Annotated in this window: 14 protein-coding genes and 1 pseudogene; 13 read left to right on the forward strand and 2 right to left on the reverse strand. The window is 36.5% G+C overall.

What is annotated here, in order from left to right; genetic code table 11:
* Positions 1–58: 58 nt before the first annotated feature.
* The 11 genes and pseudogenes from GJV03_RS14710 (at position 59) to GJV03_RS14760 (ending at position 13255) form a co-directional block, all read left to right on the forward strand.
* Complete coding sequence (locus GJV03_RS14710) at positions 59–1678, forward strand: hypothetical protein (RefSeq protein ID WP_016539701.1); 1620 nt, start codon at positions 59–61, stop codon at positions 1676–1678.
* Positions 1679–1779: 101 nt separating this feature from the next.
* Positions 1780–2018 (forward strand): annotated as a pseudogene (locus tag GJV03_RS21780) (hypothetical protein); the annotation flags it as partial.
* A gap of 331 nt (positions 2019–2349) precedes the next feature.
* Complete coding sequence (locus GJV03_RS14715; RefSeq protein WP_004724819.1) at positions 2350–2679, forward strand: hypothetical protein; 330 nt, start codon at positions 2350–2352, stop codon at positions 2677–2679.
* Between the two features lie 184 nt (positions 2680–2863).
* A complete protein-coding gene (locus GJV03_RS14720) occupies positions 2864–3592 on the forward strand; it encodes a UTRA domain-containing protein (protein ID WP_252720717.1) in 729 nt (242 codons plus the stop codon).
* Between the two features lie 119 nt (positions 3593–3711).
* Complete coding sequence (locus GJV03_RS14725) at positions 3712–4743, forward strand: putative 2-aminoethylphosphonate ABC transporter substrate-binding protein (protein ID WP_154130434.1); 1032 nt, start codon at positions 3712–3714, stop codon at positions 4741–4743.
* Between the two features lie 70 nt (positions 4744–4813).
* Positions 4814–6007, forward strand: coding sequence for an ATP-binding cassette domain-containing protein (locus GJV03_RS14730; RefSeq protein WP_154130399.1), 1194 nt, complete (start codon positions 4814–4816; stop codon positions 6005–6007).
* A complete protein-coding gene (locus GJV03_RS14735) occupies positions 6001–7716 on the forward strand; it encodes a putative 2-aminoethylphosphonate ABC transporter permease subunit (protein WP_154130401.1) in 1716 nt (571 codons plus the stop codon). Before GJV03_RS14730 ends, GJV03_RS14735 begins: the two co-directional genes overlap by 7 nt.
* A 114-nt stretch (positions 7717–7830) precedes the next feature.
* Positions 7831–8985, forward strand: a complete 1155-nt coding sequence (locus tag GJV03_RS14740; RefSeq protein WP_154130403.1) for a TIGR03364 family FAD-dependent oxidoreductase — start codon at positions 7831–7833, stop codon at positions 8983–8985.
* Positions 8986–9041: 56 nt separating this feature from the next.
* Positions 9042–10175, forward strand: a complete 1134-nt coding sequence (phnW, locus tag GJV03_RS14745; RefSeq protein ID WP_154130404.1) for a 2-aminoethylphosphonate--pyruvate transaminase — start codon at positions 9042–9044, stop codon at positions 10173–10175.
* 193 nt (positions 10176–10368) lie between these two features.
* Entirely contained in the window at positions 10369–11184 is an 816-nt protein-coding gene (phnX, locus tag GJV03_RS14750) for a phosphonoacetaldehyde hydrolase (RefSeq protein WP_154130405.1), read from the forward strand.
* 1102 nt (positions 11185–12286) lie between these two features.
* Positions 12287–13255, forward strand: coding sequence for a triacylglycerol lipase (locus tag GJV03_RS14760; protein WP_154130407.1), 969 nt, complete (start codon positions 12287–12289; stop codon positions 13253–13255).
* A 293-nt stretch (positions 13256–13548) separates the two neighbouring features.
* On the opposite strand, the gene GJV03_RS14765 is transcribed toward GJV03_RS14760, so the two are convergent.
* Positions 13549–15732 carry a solute carrier family 23 protein gene (locus GJV03_RS14765; protein ID WP_151958092.1) on the reverse strand — a complete coding sequence of 728 codons (2184 nt, stop codon included), beginning with the start codon at positions 15730–15732 and terminating at the stop codon, positions 13549–13551.
* Between the two features lie 987 nt (positions 15733–16719).
* Between GJV03_RS14765 and GJV03_RS14770 the strand changes: the two genes are divergently transcribed.
* Positions 16720–18063, forward strand: coding sequence for an EAL domain-containing protein (locus GJV03_RS14770; protein ID WP_154130409.1), 1344 nt, complete (start codon positions 16720–16722; stop codon positions 18061–18063).
* Positions 18064–18426: 363 nt separating this feature from the next.
* Here the strand turns inward: GJV03_RS14770 and GJV03_RS14775 are convergent, their stop codons facing one another.
* Positions 18427–18903 carry a hypothetical protein gene (locus tag GJV03_RS14775; RefSeq protein ID WP_154130411.1) on the reverse strand — a complete coding sequence of 159 codons (477 nt, stop codon included), beginning with the start codon at positions 18901–18903 and terminating at the stop codon, positions 18427–18429.
* A 377-nt stretch (positions 18904–19280) separates the two neighbouring features.
* On the opposite strand from GJV03_RS14775, the gene GJV03_RS14780 reads away from it, so the two are divergent.
* Complete coding sequence (locus GJV03_RS14780) at positions 19281–21050, forward strand: ShlB/FhaC/HecB family hemolysin secretion/activation protein (protein WP_252720718.1); 1770 nt, start codon at positions 19281–19283, stop codon at positions 21048–21050.
* The last annotated feature ends 18 nt before the right edge of the window (positions 21051–21068 follow it).

Raw genomic sequence — 21068 nt, forward strand, 5'->3', positions numbered from 1 at the left:
AGAATAATTATTTTAGCCAGATATAAAAGGTGTGAGGTCTAATCTTGTGAATAAAATAATGTCTAGCCCTAAGAAAGATGCATTGTCTAAAAGTTGTTTAAGAGATTTTTCAGTACATTTTAGACGGCCTTATGAAATTGGAAGACCAGTAGATGAATATAATGGTGAATTTGGTTTTGATTGGGTTCGAGATGAATATATATACCCTATTTTGACAATAAAAGAAATAAAAGACCCTGTTATTTATGCATATAGTCATGATTTTACATTTTCATTATTGAAAGATAACTATGTTCGAAGTGTAAATAAAGAAATTAGTTATCCTAACTATTTTCCCTCTTGGTTATCAATTTTTGCTTCTGGTTGTAAAGGTGTTTTGGGTAGTGAAGAAATAAATGCTCAAGGTGCAGTTCTTGATTTAGAAATACATCAAGATGTAATTGATGCATATTACCAAGATAAACTTACAGTCAATGGTACAGTTCTGATCTTTGAAGCATCTAATACCTCAATAAAAATTTCAACATTTAATAATAATCAACAGACAGATTATATTGAAGAACCTTTAAGTCGATTTATTGACTCAGAGCGTGTTAAGGTGAATTTAGGTACCAAAACTAGATATGCTTATAAAAAGAAAAAGGCAATAACAGTTCATTGTTTAGGAGATGTTTTAAAGCAAAATGAAAGTATTACTGTTATAGCAAAATGTGGCGAAAACAAAAAGGAAGTTGGCATAATTTATCTTTCCAGAAATGATCAAGTAATCACAAAAGGATTAGTGATTGTTGATGTAAAAGTAAATGGGGAAATACTTAAAAGACCTGAAAATTACGAAAAAGCTTTAAAGTATAATATTTTTAATCAGTGCCTTATGGTTGTTCAAGTCCTTAAGACTGATATTTTTGATCTAGATAGATTGTCGAAAACAGATGCTGAGGTAGGTGCTTTTGTAAAAAAATGGTGGACCAAAGAAATATCAGAAGCCTATGGTAAAAAATTTCTTGAGGTTTGTTCAAATACTCTAGAGCAAGAAAGTCAAAATAGCATAAGAAATAAAACGATTAACGTGGAAGAAGATTTGTCTCAAGAATTTCAACGCGAGTTAATTGATCTATATGATAGGAAGAGAAAAGTAGAAGACAAGTTACTATCAATATATTCAGAAGTTGAGCAAAAGAATTATATTTTCTTTGCACCGATTTGTGTAAGTGAAACTCCAAAAACTGAAAATGTATATGATCCAATTTCAAAGAAAGAAATTAGCCAACCAGTGTGGATGAATGTTTTAGGTAGTGCTAGTTATAAACCTAAATCAAAATTTTTGACTCCGAGAGTTAAAAAGATAGATATGAACTCTAAAGAAGCATTTAATGAGCTTAAATGGGCGAATACAGTTGCTGTATTTAAGGATGCAATGGCGACCAAAGAAGGATTCCTTAAAACATTTTCTCATGAACTTTGCCATACATTTGGCTTGTTACATACATTTAATGTTCATGGGAACAAATTCAGATACCAGCAAGGCTATACAGATAATATTATGGACTACAGCTATACTGATGATGGTGAAACTTCAAAATTTAATAAAAGACAACTTGTGTTTAGAAAAGATCAAGTTGATGAAATGTATACAATAAATAGCAAGGAAAAAATACTTGGTGATCATAATCATTAATGAAATTTTACGTTCGAATCTTTGAGATATATCCTTGTGGTTAACGTAGAGCAGGACGGATTAAAGAGCTTACCAGATCTGCACAGTTTGCACTTTTATATGATGTGGAGGGAATCAAACATCAGTTGGGTATTTCTGTACGGGTATGTGATGAAACATGTATCAAATAAAACAGCTCGGTCAACGTAAAGTGTCTCAATAAGAAGCCGCTACTTATTTCGATGCAATGCTTAATAACAGCAGTTTCTGTATTAAAGAACAAGATGAACATTTTATTATTCAATTCTATCGACAAGTAGCTAGTACAGCTGATGCCAATAAAACTGAACTGAATGGAAAAGAAGCTGTAATTGGAGGTAAAGTTTAGCAATGTTATAAAGGTCATAGTATGTTGACCACTATAGATTTACCTGTCATATCGTATGTTGGATAAGCATCTTCACAAAAGCCATTTTTAGCTATTTTGCAGGTAATGAATGAGGTTATTGCAAACATGCTTATAAAAGAGTTACCTACTTTTTCTGATGATACCCATGAATCCTTTACAGTTATGTTGATAGATATACCACCCAATATAATTCTGGCTGACTAAAATATCATTTTCATGTCACTTTAAAGTTTGGCAAATTATTTTATTGTAAAAGTCAACAAACTTAATCTGAGAGAAACTCATGAAAAATGTACTTAGTCGAAGTGTAACAGCTTTAATCTGTATGGGTGCTTTAATGACCACAGTTCAAACATGGGCACATGAGGATGAAGATAAAGTATTGACTAGAACAGTCGATGAACAGCCAAAAGACAAAAAACAAAAGAAATGTGAAAAAAATTGTAAACCAAACAATGATCCTAAAACTCAAACAAATAACTCAACGCAACATCAGCATGGAAACGCTTCAGAAATGTCACAAATGGATCATTCAAAAATGACCAATATGCCTTCTTCGATGAAGGATATGGATCATTCAAATATGGAGATGCCAAACAAAACAAATAAGTAATTCTTTGAGAAAAATCATGAGTCTTTTAGACTCAACACATTTCATTGTGATCTCCAAAAGCTCATCAAAAGATGAGCTTTTTAAAACTTAAAATTTGCGTATGAACTATGCTTATTTTAAAAATGTCATCGCTTAGACACGATATTTGAGTATATTAGAAGAAATTTTCACAAAATAAATGTGTATGCCTGTTCAAGAAAAGACTTCTCCACGTATTCCCAAATATATTGCCATTCGAGATGCTATTGCCCATGAGATTGAGTCTGGGCAATGGAGTGCCAATACCAAACTCGCTTCAGAACGTGTGGTGATGGAACAATTTGCTACCACACGTGTCGCAGTTCGAGAAGCATTATTGGCTTTGGAAATGGATGGTCTGATTTATCGTTTAGATCGCCGTGGTTGGTTTGTTCGTGCGCCACGAATTATTTACCGTCCGCAATCGACTAAGAGTTTTAACCAATATGTGACTGAGCAAGGGGGTGTACCAAGTACGGAATTGATTTCTGCGGAATTGCTGCAAGCGACCTCTTGGGATGCAGCACATTTAAAAATTTCGGTGGGTGATGATATTTATTCGATGTGGCGACGTCGTAGTATCAATGGACGTCCTGCGGTAGTTGAGCATTTACGTATTAATGCAAGTTTATTTCCTCAATTCTTAGAACAACAATTAGAAGGTTCTATTACGACATTGATGGCAGAGCACTATCAACGGCAATTGACCCGAGCGCATATTAATCTTTATCCAACGGTATTGTCAGAACAACAAGCCAAAGCTTTGCATGTCAATGTTGGTAGTATGGGTTTATATATTTGCCGTACCAACTGCGATCAAAATGGAGTGATTACCGATGTTGACCAAGAATATTGGTTACATGATGTACTAGATTTACATTTTGAAGCGTCATGACAAAGAATTAAAATAATTAATCTGGTTTAAACCAGATTAATTAAATTGTCATAAACTTTTGTTGAAATACAGGCTATCAAGAAGCAGCATTCGTTAGGAATGTCACAATGAGCCCGTATCTGAAACAGCAGCAAAAAAAGCTCCTCGCCATGGGCACAAGTATTCTCTTTGCTTGTGTCAGCACAGCATGCACCACGTCTTCAACCTCGAATGATGTTGAGCAAATCACAGTCTATACCGCGGTTGAAGCGGATCAATTAAAGCGTTATCAATGGGAATTACGCAAAGCACATCCTGAATTAAAAGTAAAATGGGTGCGTGATTCGACAGGTGTGATCACCGCAAAATTATTAGCAGAACAAAAGAATCCACAAGCCGATGTAGTGATGGGACTTGCTTTGACCAGTTTATTGGTCATGGAAAAAAAAGACTTATTGCAACCGTATCGCCCGAAACATGTCGAACAACTTAAAATCGATTTTTATAGCCAAAAAGACATTCCAACATGGACAGGCATGACCGCTTGGGAGTCGGCTGTTTGTGTCAATACTGTTGAATTGGAAAAGAAAAAACTACCGATTCCGCAAACCTGGCAAGACCTGACTAAACCAATTTATAAAGGGTTAATCGTGATGCCAAATCCGGCATCGAGTGGCACAGGCTATTTGGATGTGACTGCATGGATGCAAATTTTTGGTGAAAAGCAAGCTTGGCAATATATGCAGGCACTCGATAAAAACATTTCTCAATATGTGCATTCAGGCTCGAAGCCTTGCAAGATGGCGGCTCAAGGTGAAACGGTCATCGGAATTTCGTTTGGTTATCCGGGCTTTAAGCTGAAATCACGTGGTGCACCTTTAGAAATTGTCTATCCGAAAGAGGGGCTAGGTTGGGAAATGGAAGCCTCAGCCATTGTCAAAGGTACGAAAAAACTCAGCAGTGCAGAGAAATTTATTGATTGGAGTGTTAGCCAAGCTGCCAATGAAGCTTATGCACAAAACTTTTCAATGGTGGCACATCACAATGTTCACAGCAAAAACCAAGACTTCCCAAAAAATCTCGCGCAGCAATTGGTGAAGAATGATTTTTATTGGGCAGCTGAACAGCGTGAATCAATTCTAAAACAATGGTCAGCAAAATTTGAAAAGTAATTGAATCATATACACAAAAAGCTATTCAGAATCAGTTATTCAAAATTAACGATTAAAAACTAGGTGCAGTATGCAAATTCCATCGCATTTACAAAATAGTAGGACAGGGCAAGCCATGCCAAACTCGGCAGGGCATCTGCTCTCAACTTTAAGAACGTTTAAAATGGCAGAATCAAAAACAGTGCTTGAAGTGATGGATATTCAAAAATCTTTTGGTTCAAGCCGTGTCTTGGAACACATTAACCTTGACCTGAAAGCAGGTGAATTTGTTAGCTTTTTAGGTCCATCAGGTTGTGGTAAAACAACATTGTTACGCATCATTGCTGGGCTTGAACAGCCAGATTATGGCAAGGTGATTAAACAACAGGTTGATATTACCCATTTTAATACTGCAAAACGTAAATGTGGCATTGTTTTCCAAAACTATGCACTCTTTCCAAACTTAACTGTGGCGGAAAATATTGCATTTGGTTTGCATAAAAAACACTGGTCAGCGCAAGAGATTCAATTTCGTATCAATGAATTATTAAACTTAATTGAATTGCCCAATAACTCAGAAAAATATCCTAATCAATTGTCAGGCGGTCAGCAACAGCGTGTGGCTTTAGCCCGTGCGATTGCGCCCAATCCTGATGTTTTGTTGTTGGATGAACCGTTGTCAGCTTTGGATGCGTTGGTACGTTTAAACCTCCGCCAAAAAATTCGTACCATTCAATGCCAATTAAATTTGCCTGCGATCATGGTTACGCATGATCAGGAAGAGGCGTTAAGTATTTCTGACCGTGTGGCAGTGATGAATAAAGGTGTGATTGAACAACTCGATACGCCACATAATATTTATTACAAACCGCAAACTCGTTTTGTAGCACAGTTTATTGGTTCGATGAATTTTATACAGACAGTAGCGGTCGATACGCATCGTTTAAAAATGAATGAGCAATCTTTTATTGAATTTCCACATTTAAACTTTGCCCAAGATGAACATTATGAAATCGCTTTTCGACCTGAAAATGTCAAATTAGTTGCTGGAAATGAACCTTCTACTGAATATTTAAATTTAGCTGTAGATATTGTCAACACTGAGTTTTTAGGTGCAAAACGTCGTTTATTCTGCGTGGTGCAAAACCAAGGTCAGGCAGATGACAATATGTTGCAAGTTGATGTGGATCATCAACATATGGCGGTGGTGCAAGATGGAATGTATCTGCAAGTTCCGATTCGTGACTTACATGTGTTTGATTCACGAGGGCATGCGAGATGTTAAATCAGTCTGCTGCAGATGCTTTATTAAGTAGTCAAACAGCACATCGTTTTCGTTATTCATTGCGTTCAAGTGCGGTGTTGTTTGTCGCAGCAATTCTATTCACCATGAGTTTGATTGCACCCTTAATCGTATTGATGCAAAGCGCATTTTTAAATGAACAGCATCAATTTGTCGGGTTGGATAACTTTACAGCTTATTTTTCCAATCCGGCCTTAATCTCATCGATTTTTAATTCGATGTGGATCGCCATTACAGCCATGTTGATTACGGTGAGCTTGGCAAGTGTTTATGCTTTTGCATTGATCAATTGCAATATTCGAGGCAAAGCTTTCTTTAAAACCGTGGCATTTTTACCGATTCTTGCACCTTCACTTTTGCCTTCATTGGCTTTGGTGTATTTGTTTGGTCAGCAAGGTGTTTTTAAGGGCATGCTGGGCGAGGTGGAAATTTATGGTCCACTAGGCATTTTGATCAGTTATTGCTTTTGGCTATTTCCTGCCATGGTCATGTTGATGATGGGGGCATTTCGCCATATTGATCAACATTTGATTGAGGCTTCTCATGCCTTAGGAAAAAATACACTACAAACCCATTGGGCTGTGACTTTTCCTGCGATTCGTTATGGTTTAGTCAGTGCCTGTCTGGTAGCATTTACTTATGTCATCACAGATTTCGGGATTCCCAAAGTGATTGGCGGGTCATTCAATATGATGGCGTTGGATGTGTATAAGCAGATCATTGGTCAACAAAATATGAACATGGGTGCCGTCATTTCGATTTTGTTGCTCTGTCCTGCGGTGTTGGCATTCATTTTTGATCGATACCAAAATCGCCATCAGGAACGCTATCAAAATTTCCAAATTCAGCCTTATCGTTTGCGTGCCAATCCTCGAATTGAAAAAGCATTAACTGTATTTTGTGGGATGATTTCAGGCGGTATTTTACTGATTATTGTGACTGCGATTCTCGCATCATTCATTCGCTATTGGCCCTATGATTTGTCAATGACCTTAAATCATTATCGTTTTGAATATGTGGATGGTGGTGGTTGGGCAAGTTATTTTAACTCAATCAAATTGGCATTGTTCAGTACAGTTTTCGGTACGATGATAATTTTCATCATTGCCTTATTTAGTACCCGTTTTAAAGCACATCCTTTACTTAAAAATTATGTAAAAGTCTTGGTGTTATTGCCTTTGGCTGTGCCGGGCTTGGTGTTGGGTATTGCTTATATCTTGTTCTTTAATGCACCGCAAAATCCTGTGTCTTTCGTTTACGGTACGATGACGCTGTTGGTGATTTCAACCATTATTCATTATTACACTGTGCCACATTTGACCTTAACGCATGCGATTCAACAGATCCCAAATCAACTTGATCATGCTGCACAAAGTTTAGGATCTTCACATTGGACAATGTTCCGCAAAGTATATTTGCCTTTAACCTTTCCTGCGCTGTGTGATGTGTTGGTGTATTTATTTGTCAATGCCATGACTACTGTTTCAGCTGCGATTTTCCTTTATTCACCTGATACCAATTTGGCATCGGTGGCAGTGCTGAATATGGATGATGCAGGTGATACCGTGGCAGCTGTGGCGATGAGTATTTTGATTTTACTCACCTCATGTGCAGTCAAGTTGGTGCATTGGTTATTCACTCGGAAAATGATGACGTCAACACAACGTTGGCGTGAGCAAACACATTCATAACAAATTGATGTTTCAGTCAATCTTTTTAATTAACTAAACCATTTGAATTGAACGCTTTCTTTTAGGTGCAGGGGATTTTGCGTGCTAAAAAAAGTAGATAAGGTGGAAAAGACAATGAATACAGCACAATTTGACTTAATTATTGTCGGTGCAGGCATTTTAGGATTATCGGCTGCGATCCAAGCGGCAGAGCAAGGTTTAAAGGTACAAGTCTTTGAAAAATATGCACAACCTATAGGTGCGACTCGCCGTAACTTTGGCATGGTTGGGACTTCGACGCTAAGCCGTCCTGATGCGAAATGGCGTGAATATGCTTTGGCAACCCGTGAATTTTATCAACGGATTCAGGCACAAACCGATATTTCATTTCAACAGCGAAATGGCTTGTATCTTGCGAATACTGAACTTGAATGGCAAGTATTAAACGAGTTTGCTCAAGCCGCAGCTGATTATCAGATTCCTGTAAGTCTATTGTCTAAGCAGCAACTGTTTGATCAATATACTTATTTAAACCCAAAAACTGCGCTACGTGGCGGTATGGTGTTTCATGAAGATTATTCAGTTGAGCCACATTTGGTGGGACTGCGTTTGTTGCAATATGCCGAAAAACTTGGTGTACACATTCATTGCAATGCCTCTGTGGTACTGACGCAATTTAACCAAGGTATGGCGCATATTCGCTTGGCATCAGGTCAAACATTTACCGCAAATAAAGTCATGATTTGTCATGGTGAAGAGACACAATTGTTGTATCCCGAGCTCTTACAACAAAAAGGTTTATTGCGTTGTACTTTGCAAATGGCATTAACCAAACCGCTAAAAGTCAATCTCAAAGCTTCGATTTATTCAGGATTGTCGATCTCTCGTTATCCCGCTTTTGAGATTTGCCCAAGTCATCAAGATTTACGCAATGAATCGCAAATCGGTTTAGTTGAAAAATACGGTATTCATATCCTGATTAAACAAAATGAATTCGGACAAATTATTTTGGGCGATAGCCATGAATATTATCCGATTGAAGACCTACCACAATTTAATCAACGTGAAGAAATTAACCAATTCATTTTGCAATATTGCAAAGAAAATATTGGCTTAGAACTACCTGAAATTGAATCTCGTTGGAACGGTTATTACCTGACTCATCCTACGGAATTGGCTTGTGTGATGGAAGCTGAAACCAATATTTTCCTTGTCAGTGCGATTGCAGGCAAAGGCATGACCACAGGCGCAGGATTTATGAAAGAAATGTTAGAAAATTATATTTTGTAATCTGGTTTAAACCAGATTTGTTTATGCTGTATGAAATTGATCAAAGGTTAGGCGAAATGAACGCACAAATTGAACTTGCAAACACAATTGAAAACGATGTTGAAAATAAATACTTACTGTTGACACCGGGACCATTGTCTACCTCGAAAAGTGTGCGTCGTGTGATGCAACGTGATTGGTGTACTTGGGACAAAGAATATAACGCATTGGTTCAGGAGATCCGCAGACGTTTGGTGGCGTTGGCCACTGCAAAACCTGAACAATATAGTGCTGTGTTGATGCAAGGCAGTGGGAGTTTCTCTGTAGAAGCCGTGTTAGGTTCGGCGATTCCAAAGGATGGTAAAATTTTAATTATCAATAACGGGGCATATGGCGCACGCATGGTGCAAATGGCTCGGTGTTTGAAAATTGACGTGGTGGAATTACGCTACCCTGAAATGCAAATCCCTCAACTGGCTGATATCGAAAAAGCACTTGAAGATGACAGCATCACTCATGTGTCATGTGTCCATTGCGAAACCACCACTGGTTTATTAAATCCAATTCAAGCGATTGGACGCATTGTCAAAGCCAAAAACAAAGTGTGGATTGTCGATGCGATGAGTTCTTTTGGTGGCGTGCCAATGGACATTGCAGAGCTTGAAATTGATTTCTTGATTTCAAGTGCCAATAAATGCATCCAAGGTGTACCAGGCTTTGGTTTTATTTTGGCAAAACGTGAGCAATTACAAGCGTGTAAAGGTTTGGCTTGTTCAGTCAGTTTAGACCTATATGACCAATGGAACACCATGGAACAGCATAATGGTAAATGGCGTTTTACTTCACCCACTCATGTGGTGCGTGCTTTTTATCAAGCACTTTTAGAATTAGAACAAGAAGGTGGAGTAACCGCTCGTTATCAGCGTTATTTCAATAATCAACAACGTTTAGCCGCAGGTATGCAAGCGCTTGGTTTTGAAATGGTCTTAGATCAAGACGCACCACAATCTCCAATTATCACTACATTTTTATATCCAAATGAAGCCGATTTTAGCTTCCAAGCCTTGTATGAAAATCTGAAACAAGCAGGGTTTGTAATCTATCCGGGCAAAGTCACCGACTTAAATTGCTTCCGTATCGGCAATATCGGAGAGATTTATTTGGATGATATTGAACGACTTTTAACAGCGATTGAGCACTATCGAATTTGATTGGAATTCAAAACTCCTTTTCTTGCGCCATTTATGGCTCAGGGCGGAGGTTAGGATGGGGAGATTATAGATCCTCTCCCTAGCTCTCTCCTTTGAAAGGAGCGGGCGCTTCCATTAGAAATTAAATATTACGCAAAACTCAACTTACGCAAGATAGCTATTTTTAACTTTGAGAAATGAATAGGACAAACTTATGAACACTTCAACTTCAGCATTACAAGCCGTGGTTTTTGATTGGGCAGGTACAACAGTAGATTTTGGTTCACGTGCACCAATTTTAGCATTTATGGCCTTATTTTCAGATAATAAAGTTGAAATTTCAATTGAAGAAGCACGTGCGCCAATGGGTTTGGAAAAACGCGATCACATTGCGGCAGTTTTGAAAATGCCACGTGTTGCAGATGCGTGGAAACAGGCACATGGTGCAGAAGTGACTGTGGCGGATATTGACCGTTTATATCAGGAATTTATTCCATACCAATTGAAAAGCATCCCGAGCTGCTCAAAATTGATTCCGGGGGCATTAGAGGCATTTGCTGACATTCGTGCCCGTGGTGCAAAAATTGGCAGTAATACTGGTTATGCTTCGATGATGATTGGTCAATTGGTGCAAGATGTAGCTGATCAAGGTTATGTGCCTGACTGTACTATTACAGCCAGTGATGTGAAACATGGTCGTCCATATCCTGAAATGTTGTGGAAAAACTTAATCGAACTTGATGTGTTTGATGTTAAAAATGTGGTGAAAGTGGATGACACAGTGGTCGGCATCGAAGAAGGTTTAAACGGTGGTTGTTGGACTGTGGGTTTGGCCGTCAGTGGGAATGAAGTGGGGCTAAGCTTCGAAGAGTGGTCTGCACTATCAGCGTCTGAACAACTAGGCTTAAAAGAAAAAGCATACGCAAAAATGAATGCTTCAGGTGCACATTATGTAATTGATAGTATTGCTGACTTACCTGCGGTATTGGATGCGATCGAACAGCGTTTAGCAAATGGTGAAAAACCTTAACAGATGATGAATACCAGTCTTTATGACTGGTATTCTTTTAGAGCTGAAATATCAATTATTTTTTTAATTTCCTCATGCTGCATGAAAATGATGAATCCATGAGAAATTGTTTAATTAACTTGAGTGTTTGCTTGGTTGTTTGTGGTAGACCAAGCTATGAGTTAAATCGATTTTATAAGGAAGCGAGTACGGTTTTCCAAAATTATTCTTATAAAACTTATGTTGCCTAATAGCTTCCATTCAATTTTTTGCAATTTAAGTTACCCCCCTTTCATGAGGGACGAAGGGAGGTTTTATACAGTTACATCAATCAACTTCGCATCCAGTGATTGACTGCAATTCGTCAAAGCTTAAACCGTCTACATTTTCAATGACTTTCACACTTTCCTCAGCCCCACCAATAAATAATGATGACTATTCGCATGTATCTGTTTAGGTGGTATTTAGCCAGCGGGACGATTTTCTTGGCTTCACACAGCATCTCTAAAGTCGTATCTCAGCTTTTTCAGCAAAATGAACTGATCAGTTACTTTTTGTTCGGCTCATATCCTAAACAACAAAGCCGCCAACAGCTGCTTAATAAAATTCAGAAATATTTTAAATATTATCAATAGGTTTTCTTAAATATGAGAAAGCTGCAAAACCTATTCCTTATGGATTGAGAAATCGACGATCTGCTTGGGTAAGTAAGCGACTTACAATATTTACACAGTCAAGCGAATAAACGTGATAGATCATGAAAATCTTTCAGCTACTGAGCAAGCTCAAAAATGGAAAAATAATTCAATACACTTTTAGAAAGACCGAAAAGAAGAAATTCAGCAACAGTCAAAACTACAAGATATGAGGACACTGCGTGATTTAGTCAAACAAATGCAGTCACTTCATTTATGCAATCAACCAGAATAAATGTGCCTACACAACTTTGAATATATCTATGACCAAGGAGGGTAAATAGGATTGAGTAAATAAGGCTTTTAGATGACAGCTTTATTTATGAGGAGCACTATGCAAAAAAACAAAAAATGCATGGTTATAGAGGATTTATAACGTGAATGATGCTGATTTCTAAAGAAAAGAAATCAAGATAGCAGGGAAATATATGAAACAGACTTTACTCACCGCTAGTATTGTGGCTTTGGCCACATTGGCTATGCCAGTTTTTGCTTCTGGTTTACAGAGCGTTAGTAGCAACTATGTGGCTTCTGATTATGCAAAAACCAAATATCCAGTTGTATTTAACCATGGGATGTTTGGTTTTACTCGACTCGGTCCGACAGCTTTTGGGATGGATTATTTTTATCAGGTTCTTCCAGATTTGGCACGTAATGGTGCGACGGTTTATGCAACCCAGGTTTCTCCACTAGAATCCACCGAAGTTCGTGGCGAGCAGTTGCTACAACAAGTAGATGAAGTTTTGGCACTCTCAGGAAAGTCAAAAGTTAATCTGATTGGTCATAGTCATGGTGGACCGACTATTCGTTATATTGAAGCAATTGCACCTGAGAAAGTCGCTTCACTCACTGCTGTTGCTGGAACGTTTAAAGGGTCCAAAGTGGGAGATGATATGTTGGATAATCCTGCTGAGAAATTTTTATTTACCGTCTTAGGACAATATATCGTTGCTCCAGTGGAGTTACTTCTACAAGGTAATCCTGATTTGCCGATTAGTCTGGATCGCTCATTGAAATCATTAAGTGAAAAGGGTTCTGTAGAATTCAATGCAAGATTCCCAACTGCAGCAATCCCATCTGATTGTGGCAATGGTCAGAAGATTACCAGTAATGGGGTTTATCATTACTCGTGGACAGGTAAAGCTCAAGCAACCAATCTACTTGATGTCATTGACGTTGCCATTTCCACCATGGCACCAAGATCATATAAAAATAATGACAATGATGGTTTAGTTAATCGTTGCAATGCACATTTCGGACAGGTGATTCGAGACGACTATAATCAAACTCACCTAGATGAAATTAATCAGATTTTGGGCTTGAAAGCATGGTTTGGACCTGATCCTGTGTCACTTTATCGTCAACAGGTTAATCGTCTAAAACTTGAAGGGTTATAAGGGAATATTATAAGCAATAGACCCAAATATTTTCAAAACTAACACTAAGCGCATCATAAGGGAGTCTGAATATTCAGGCTTCTTTTGTTTAGAACACAATGATTGGCTTTAGGTTTAATCTTTTCTAAAAATTTAGATTTTTTTTATCTATGAATAGAAAGCTGATAAAGATTTATTAGAGATCTTTGTAAAAGGGGAAGATGACATCCATGTCGATCATTACACTTGTCTTTAAGACCAGTTTTATGCTGATATCCTTATACGATCATAACGAAATCATGCAGATATAGACTTTATAAAAAATCCACCTTTCCTGTTTTTACATCATAAATACCACCTGCAATGCCAATTTCACCTTCTTCAACCATCTTTTTCAGTACTGGGCTATTTCTTAAGATATAGGCAATATTATTTTGTACATTTGCAATGGTCACCGCCTGAATGAAATTACTGGTGAGTTGGTAATCGGTCATTTCTTTATGCACATTTTCTGCCGCCTGCATAATCGGTTTAAGAAAGTATTGTACATGTGGGGTTTCGCTGAGTTGAGTAATATCCTTTTTTTGTTCATACATCTGACAAGCTGCTGTCACTGCACCACAATCTGTATGACCCAATACTAAAATTAATTTGGAACCCTTACTCTTACAGGCGAATTCTAGAGAGCCTAATACTTTTTCGCCCGCTATATTTCCAGCGATCCGTAAACTAAATAAGTCACCAATACCGACATCAAAAATCCGTTCTGTTGGTGCACGTGAATCCATACAGCCTAGAACGGCTGCAAATGGATGCTGTCCAGATTGTGCAGTGACTTGAATTTGACGAGCAATATTATGATAAATCCGTTCATGGTTAACGAACCGCTGATTGCCTTCTTTGAGTAGCTGAAACACTTGTGCAGGCGTAAGTTGTCGTTGAATTTCCTGAGTACTGACATCAATATCCAGTTCTTCTTCTTTAATTTCAGGATAATGTATTTTAAAGCCAATTAGTTTTACATCGATGCCATTTTCTGCAGCTGTTTCATCCCTAAAATCTTTAATCACTTGATATACATCCGGATCAATATAATAGGTATTCGACGCATCGATCACTACAGTATCGCCACTGACTATTTTCTCTAAGGCAGAAACTAATGCGGAACGATTTAAAAAGCTAATATTGGGTGCCAGTTCAATACGGGTAATATTTCCATGCAAATGTGCTTCATGGATGATACGAACACCACGGAATAAATTATTTTTTAATACAATGATAAAACTAATCAACAGCCCTAACAAAATACCGATAAGTAGATCCGTCGCGATAATTGCAACAACCGTTACAATGAAGGGTAGAAATTGCTTCCATCCTTGACCATAGATCCGTTTAAAAAGTGAAGGGCTGGCTAATTTTACGCCAGTTAAAATTAAAATGGCGGCAAGGGAAGATAATGGAACAACATTGATTAATGGTGTCAGAAATAAAACCGCAATAATCAATAAAATACCGTGAAAAATTGCAGAGAATTTAGTCTTTGCACCACTTGCTGCATTGACTGAACTTCGAACAATCACTGAGGTAATCGGCATACCTCCAATTAAACCAGACATGGTATTTCCGATACCTTGGGCGACCAACTCTTTGTTTGGCGGAGAGGCACGCTTTTGCGGATCCATTTTGTCCGCAGCTTCTAGATTTAATAGTGTTTCAAGCGAGGCAACGATCGCCAGTGTAAGGGCGCCTGTATAAATAATAGGATTATTCCATTGGGTGAAGTCAGGGAAACTGATAATTGATTCAACACCTGAAAAGATATTGGGAAGATTAACCAGATGTTCAGTGCTGACCGTGAGGCTGGAATTTGTACTGATAAAAAAATAGTTTAAGAGTCCCGCAAAAATAACCGCAATCAGTGCAGAGGGTACAACCATTTTTTTTAAAGGTGTTTTATCCCACAATAAAATAATGAATATACTTGAGATACCAATGATTGCCGCACCATAATCAAGATGCTGTAATAGGCCTGTCCCTTCGGACCAACGTTGTTGAAGAATTTCGGTTTTAATCCCAAAGAGTAGAGGAAGCTGATTGATAATCAAGATTAATCCGATGGCAACAAGAAGCCCCATAATCACATTGGTTGGGATAAAATTTGAATATGTCCCCAACCGAAATAACCCGAAAAATAATTGGATGAGGCCGGCTAAAACTAAACAAAATAAAAAAGCTTGATAGTTGCCTTCAAGCTTATCTAGCTGTGTTAAAACAATAGCGGTAAGCCCAGCAGCGGGACCTGACACACTGATATGAGAACCACTCAAATAACCGATAACGATTCCACCAATGACACCTGCAATAATACCGGAAATCAAGGGAGCACCTGAGGCACTGGCTATACCTAAACAGAGCGGTAGAGCAACTAAAAAAACAACTAAACCTGAGAGCAAATCATTTGTATAAAACTTTCTTCTGGGAACCAATTCCTGTTGCATAAATATTCTCGGCAAATTTATAAGTTTGATATGCATCTGGATACAGCCTATTTCATGCTGTACACCAAACTTGCCTAAGTTAGATGAGAATGTGTCCGTAAACTTTAATAAAGACCAAATGACAACAGATTATGAAAGAAACTCTATATCAGCTTTACAAATGATAAATTTTTCTGAATATTAAAGAAATTCTTAAATATTTATTCGAACAATTTGGTTAAATTATAAGTATTTTAATACGTTAATTTTAATTTGATTTTTAGGTTTTTGGCTAAAAAGTGCTGATGAAGTCTGTATAACTTATGGTTTGAGCAATAAGGAATGGTGATGTATTTGTTTTTTAATAGGTAAGTTTTACTTGCGAGCCGTGAGATATTTTTCCAAAAAATTATTCAGATGTAAAACTTATATTGTTTTTATATTGGGTTTTGTAGGGTTTATGAAATATTTTAGAAAATATGTTTTTTCACGTGAATTTAGTTGTTTATTTGAGTGGATAAAAATGAGTATTGTGGTGTTTTAACTACACAATGCTTGCGGATATATTTACTTTATCTACTCATCTGTTGGTGCTATATCATGTGAAAAAACATGTTATATTTCATTTGTATATGAAATGGATTTTCAACTAAACCGGTCTGTTGAGTACAACTCGTTTAGTAGGAGGCAGGAGCTGATACAATTTCATTAAAAAATACTTTTTATCTTCACGACTATTTTTAATATTATTCGCAACGTTGATTTTGAAAACTTTTGCGCTATAAATGTCAAAAAATATAAATGGATGGATTACTAGATGGATAATTATTTAAGGGACTAAATTGAAGACGACATTCGTTTTTTAAAAGCTAATCAAGCATATTAACAAGTCAGATATTTATAAATTATAAGTATTTTTAATAGCTTAGTGTTTATTGATGTGATTCTGAAATTGTGTATAAAACAATGCGGATACTTGATCAATAAATATTTGTAATGGGGGTATTTATGGTCGTTTTATCCTATTTAAAAAACCAAAACAAACATTTCAACGCCATAAAAAACCAACAAATAACGATTGCAGCTAAAGCAAACATTGTTATCTGTATCGCATTTTGCCTATTTTGGACAATATATTTTAGCTTTGCTGAGATGTGGTTCATTGTTTGTATTGATATTTTTTTTACAGCAATGTCTATCTTCAGCTTATTTTTGATTTATATACATCGGATTTCAGCGGGCATATTGGTTTCACAAATTGTCCTCTTTGTTTTTCCTGTGGTTTTTTGCTTAATATTTGATGTCGCTACAATAGACCACCCCAGAGTTGCGCATTTATTTCTTCCAGCAGGAGCCATATTGGGATATTTGAATTATCGAAGAGATCCCAATGCGTTACAACTGATTTTAATTATCTTATCCATTGCCGCTTTTATCTTTTTTAGCGGGAGTGCGTTTACTTTAGATGGAGCAATACCTTTAGCTGAAAGCATTCGAGCTTATGGTGGTTGGATTGCAATATCCGTTGCCACTTTAATGATTTGTATCTCAATTTTTGTGATGCAATTGGAGTTGCAAATTGAAAACAAGTTGGTGCAGGATCTACGTTTAGCGCTTTCAAAACAACAGTTTGAGCTCTTTTATCAACCTCAAGTAAATTCTTCTGAAAAAATTATAGGCGCTGAAATTTTGTTACGTTGGTGTCACCCGACACTTGGCTATATCCCTGCGAAAGATTTTATTCCTGTAGCGGAAACTTTGGAGTTAATGCCTAAAATTGGAGATTGGATACTGATTCAGGCAAGTAAAGTATTACAAGACTGGCGTAAAAATGAATCTACAAAAGATCTTACACTTTCAGTCAATATAAGTGCTGATCATTTCATGCAAGAGAATTTTGAGCAAATCGTTACTTCCATGGTGCAGAAAAATGCAGTGTTTCCATCCCAACTTATATTAGAAATAACTGAAAGGGTTGCGTTAAATAATATTGAAAGTGTTATAGAAAAAATGGGTTTTCTACATAAAAATGGCATTCAGCTTTCTTTAGATGATTTTGGTACTGGCTATTCATCATTAAGCTATTTGCAGAAAATGCCCATTAGCCAAATCAAAATTGATCAGAGTTTTGTGCAAGCGGCTTTAGAAGATGAGCGGTGTAATAAATTGGTCTATGGGATTGTTAAAATTGGCCTTGATTTAAACCTGCGTGTTTTAGCAGAGGGGATTGAGACCGTTGAGCAATTTAATCGCTTTCAAGAAAATGGTTGTACTGAATTTCAAGGCTACCTATGGGGATGTCCAATGCCTTTAACAGATTTTATGAGCAAAGTAGCTGAGGAAAATCATTAAAGTTTGTGAATTATAATCATAGAAATAAGCTGTTTTAGTTCTATCTTTGATCCAATGGTATTGTGTATGCCTTTAATAATTAGATGCTTGTGGATTAAATATTTTCTAAGTTAGCTAAGTTTTGGTGCTAAGTCGGTAGACGAGCTATCTCAGTCAATTTATTAAGTAACGTGAGTTGTACAATATTTATTCTTGATTTTAATTGCTAATATTATTGATTTTAAAAAATTTAAAATTGGTATAGATTGATTTGAATACAAGTTGGAATTTCTGTATTTATTGACCTAATTAATTATTTTAAGAAATACAAATAAGCGTACTTTTCTTTAGAGTGTCAGCAGGAGGAATGTAAAAAATTACATTCTATTTCCGTTCTTGAATAGGCCTTTGAGGACGGGCTTCAGTTGAATCTCTAAACCATGAAAAGAATGCTGACTCAGCTAATGCTATAAAACCAACTAAGAAAAAGCCCAACAATTTAGTTATATATCCTTCAACAAATAAATACAACAATGGAAATACAACAAGATATCCCCCGCCAATACGCAATAGGCTTAATCCAAAGTCATATAAACCATGTGCAGTTTTTCTAATCACAAATTTATGCTTTAAATTAAATAAATGAGTGATTACCAGCAATATCAAACTGATTAGGAATAATGTTCCTAAGGCAAGCATCCATGAAAATTCGAACATTTCATTGGCACTATCAAATATTTTTATCACACCATTATCCCCATCTAACCAATATGTAAGAAAGATAATCATGGCAGAAGAAAGAACGGCTAAAAGCATTTCACTATACAAATATTGAAAATACAGCTTGATGTTAAGTTTCATAAAAAATCTTTCTGATTGAAAAGTAATTTATTAACGATTTTTAATAGAAATACAATTATTTGACGACATAAAGTGACGCAAATGATCATAAAAATAAGAACTGAAATTTAGCTTTTTATTTCGAATACAACAGTTTCAAACATAGCTTAGGGCTTCGCGTTGCTGTAATAAAAATGAATAAAAGGAGCGGTATAGAAATAAAACATAGAGTATGTTTTAAACTATTGATTATAAAAAATACTTAATTAATTCAATATGTTTTTATCTAGCAACTGTTTAGTTTGTCTAATTTAACTCTTAAGTATTGTTAATTTTTTCTGTATAATTGTATATTTAATAGTCTGTTTTTTTAACTTTGAATGTTATTAATGATTATTATGGCAAATCAAAAACTTAAAAAAATATATTTTTTATCTATAATTTCGGCTTATCCACTTTGCTTATATGCCGCAGATATACCATCGAGATCAGGTATTGTGGATTTAACTCCTGAAATTATTCGTCAAGATCAACGTTTAAATGAGCTTGAAAAAAAGTTAAATGATGAAAATATATTATTAACTCCAAAACAAAAAACCGAAAAACTGGGTCGTGAGCATGTTGTTGTTCTCGAAAAGCCATGCTTTAAAATAAAACAACTCCACTTCATCATAAATGATCCAACACAAAGTAAAAATCAAAATATTTTCAATGGTTTGTTCTATGACTTAAATCAGCCTAATTTTGTTATAAGGCAATGTATTGGCACTCAAAGCCTACAGAATCTAGTGAAATATGCGCAAAATGAGCTGATCAAAAAGGGATTGATTACCACCCAAATTGTAGTCAACCCACAAGATTTAACTCAAGGCAATTTAGTTTTAAATATACATGTAGGACGAATTCATCAAAATATCTCTAAGGACAAATCTGTAAATAAAATAGAGATATTCAATGCTGTACCTTTAAAAAATAATGAAATTTTAAATCTTAAAAAAATTGATCAAGGTTTAGAAAATTTAAAACGAGTTTCAAACAGAGATGTGGATATCCAGATACAGCCCGCTGTAGCTCAAGATGCTACAGAACTCGTTGGTTATAGTGATCTTATCGTAACATCTAGGCCTTATAAAAAATTAGGATTTAGCTTGGGTGTTGATAATTCAGGTTCAAAAAATACAGGAGAATATATCGGTAGTTTAGGGATTAGTTTAAACAATCCTTTGCATTTGAATGATGCACTCAATATCAATTTAAGTCATTCATTGGACGATTGGAACGAAGACTTTAATCAAAGCTTTTATATTCACTATTCAATCCCATTTCGAAATTATGAGTTAACTGCAACCCATAATGAATATAAATATGAACAAAAGATCGCCGGTTTTAATGCGCCGATTTTATATAGTGGAAAAACCAAACAGAGTCATCTGACACTTTCACGCATGATTGGTCGTGGTACAGATTATAAAACCAGTATTTATACCAAGGGTTACCATAAAGAAAATCAAAATTTTATCGAAAATATTGAAGTAGGTGTACAACGTAGAAAAACTGCTGGATGGAATGCGGGTATTCAGCATCGACAATATATTGGCAATGCATTACTAGATTTGAATCTTGATTATCGACGCGGAACAGGCGCATTGAATGCCCAATCTGCGCCAGAAGAAAGAATTGTAGATATTTTGGGGCGTCCTTTACCAGTAGAAGGATATGCTCGTGCTCCACTGTGGAGTGCTGATCTCCGTTATTCGAAACCTTTCACCATTTTAAATCACCCTGTCCAATACCGCTTAAATTGGCGTGGGCAATTTGCACCTAAAATTTTAGTTCCTCAAGACCGTTTTTATATTGGTGGACGTTATAGCGTCCGAGGCTTTGATAGCGATGTCATGCTGTCTGGGGATAACGGTCATTATTTACAACAAGAATTTAGCTGGAATTCACCTATTCCTGCGACTCAGTTTTATGCAGGGATAGATCAGGGATGGGTCAATGGACGGAATAGTTATTCTGGCCAGCGTCATCTCATCGGGAGTGTATTTGGTACACGTAGTTATTTTAAAGGTACGTATTTAGATACCTTTGTGGGTCGTGGAATAGAAGCCCCTAATCGCATTAGCAAAGAGTGGGTGATGGGCTTTAACTTAAATTTTTCCTACTAAGCAAAAGGGAATAAAAAA

Source organism: Acinetobacter sp. RIT698 (genome assembly GCF_009668065.1).
Lineage (GTDB): Bacteria > Pseudomonadota > Gammaproteobacteria > Pseudomonadales > Moraxellaceae > Acinetobacter > Acinetobacter guillouiae.

Excerpts from the sequence above, each read along its gene's own strand:
- GJV03_RS14730 (WP_154130399.1), top strand. The coding sequence starts at position 4,814 with ATGCAAATTCCATCGCATTTACAAAATAGTAGGACAGGGCAAGCCATG.
- GJV03_RS14710 (WP_016539701.1), top strand. The coding sequence starts at position 59 with ATGTCTAGCCCTAAGAAAGATGCATTGTCTAAAAGTTGTTTAAGAGAT.
- phnW (WP_154130404.1), top strand. The coding sequence starts at position 9,042 with ATGAACGCACAAATTGAACTTGCAAACACAATTGAAAACGATGTTGAA.
- GJV03_RS14735 (WP_154130401.1), top strand. The coding sequence starts at position 6,001 with ATGTTAAATCAGTCTGCTGCAGATGCTTTATTAAGTAGTCAAACAGCA.
- GJV03_RS14780 (WP_252720718.1), top strand. The coding sequence starts at position 19,281 with ATGGCAAATCAAAAACTTAAAAAAATATATTTTTTATCTATAATTTCG.
- GJV03_RS14740 (WP_154130403.1), top strand. The coding sequence starts at position 7,831 with ATGAATACAGCACAATTTGACTTAATTATTGTCGGTGCAGGCATTTTA.
- GJV03_RS14715 (WP_004724819.1), top strand. The coding sequence starts at position 2,350 with ATGAAAAATGTACTTAGTCGAAGTGTAACAGCTTTAATCTGTATGGGT.
- GJV03_RS14765 (WP_151958092.1), bottom strand. The coding sequence starts at position 15,732 with ATGCAACAGGAATTGGTTCCCAGAAGAAAGTTTTATACAAATGATTTG.
- GJV03_RS14760 (WP_154130407.1), top strand. The coding sequence starts at position 12,287 with ATGAAACAGACTTTACTCACCGCTAGTATTGTGGCTTTGGCCACATTG.
- GJV03_RS14720 (WP_252720717.1), top strand. The coding sequence starts at position 2,864 with ATGCCTGTTCAAGAAAAGACTTCTCCACGTATTCCCAAATATATTGCC.
- GJV03_RS14770 (WP_154130409.1), top strand. The coding sequence starts at position 16,720 with ATGGTCGTTTTATCCTATTTAAAAAACCAAAACAAACATTTCAACGCC.
- phnX (WP_154130405.1), top strand. The coding sequence starts at position 10,369 with ATGAACACTTCAACTTCAGCATTACAAGCCGTGGTTTTTGATTGGGCA.
- GJV03_RS14775 (WP_154130411.1), bottom strand. The coding sequence starts at position 18,903 with ATGAAACTTAACATCAAGCTGTATTTTCAATATTTGTATAGTGAAATG.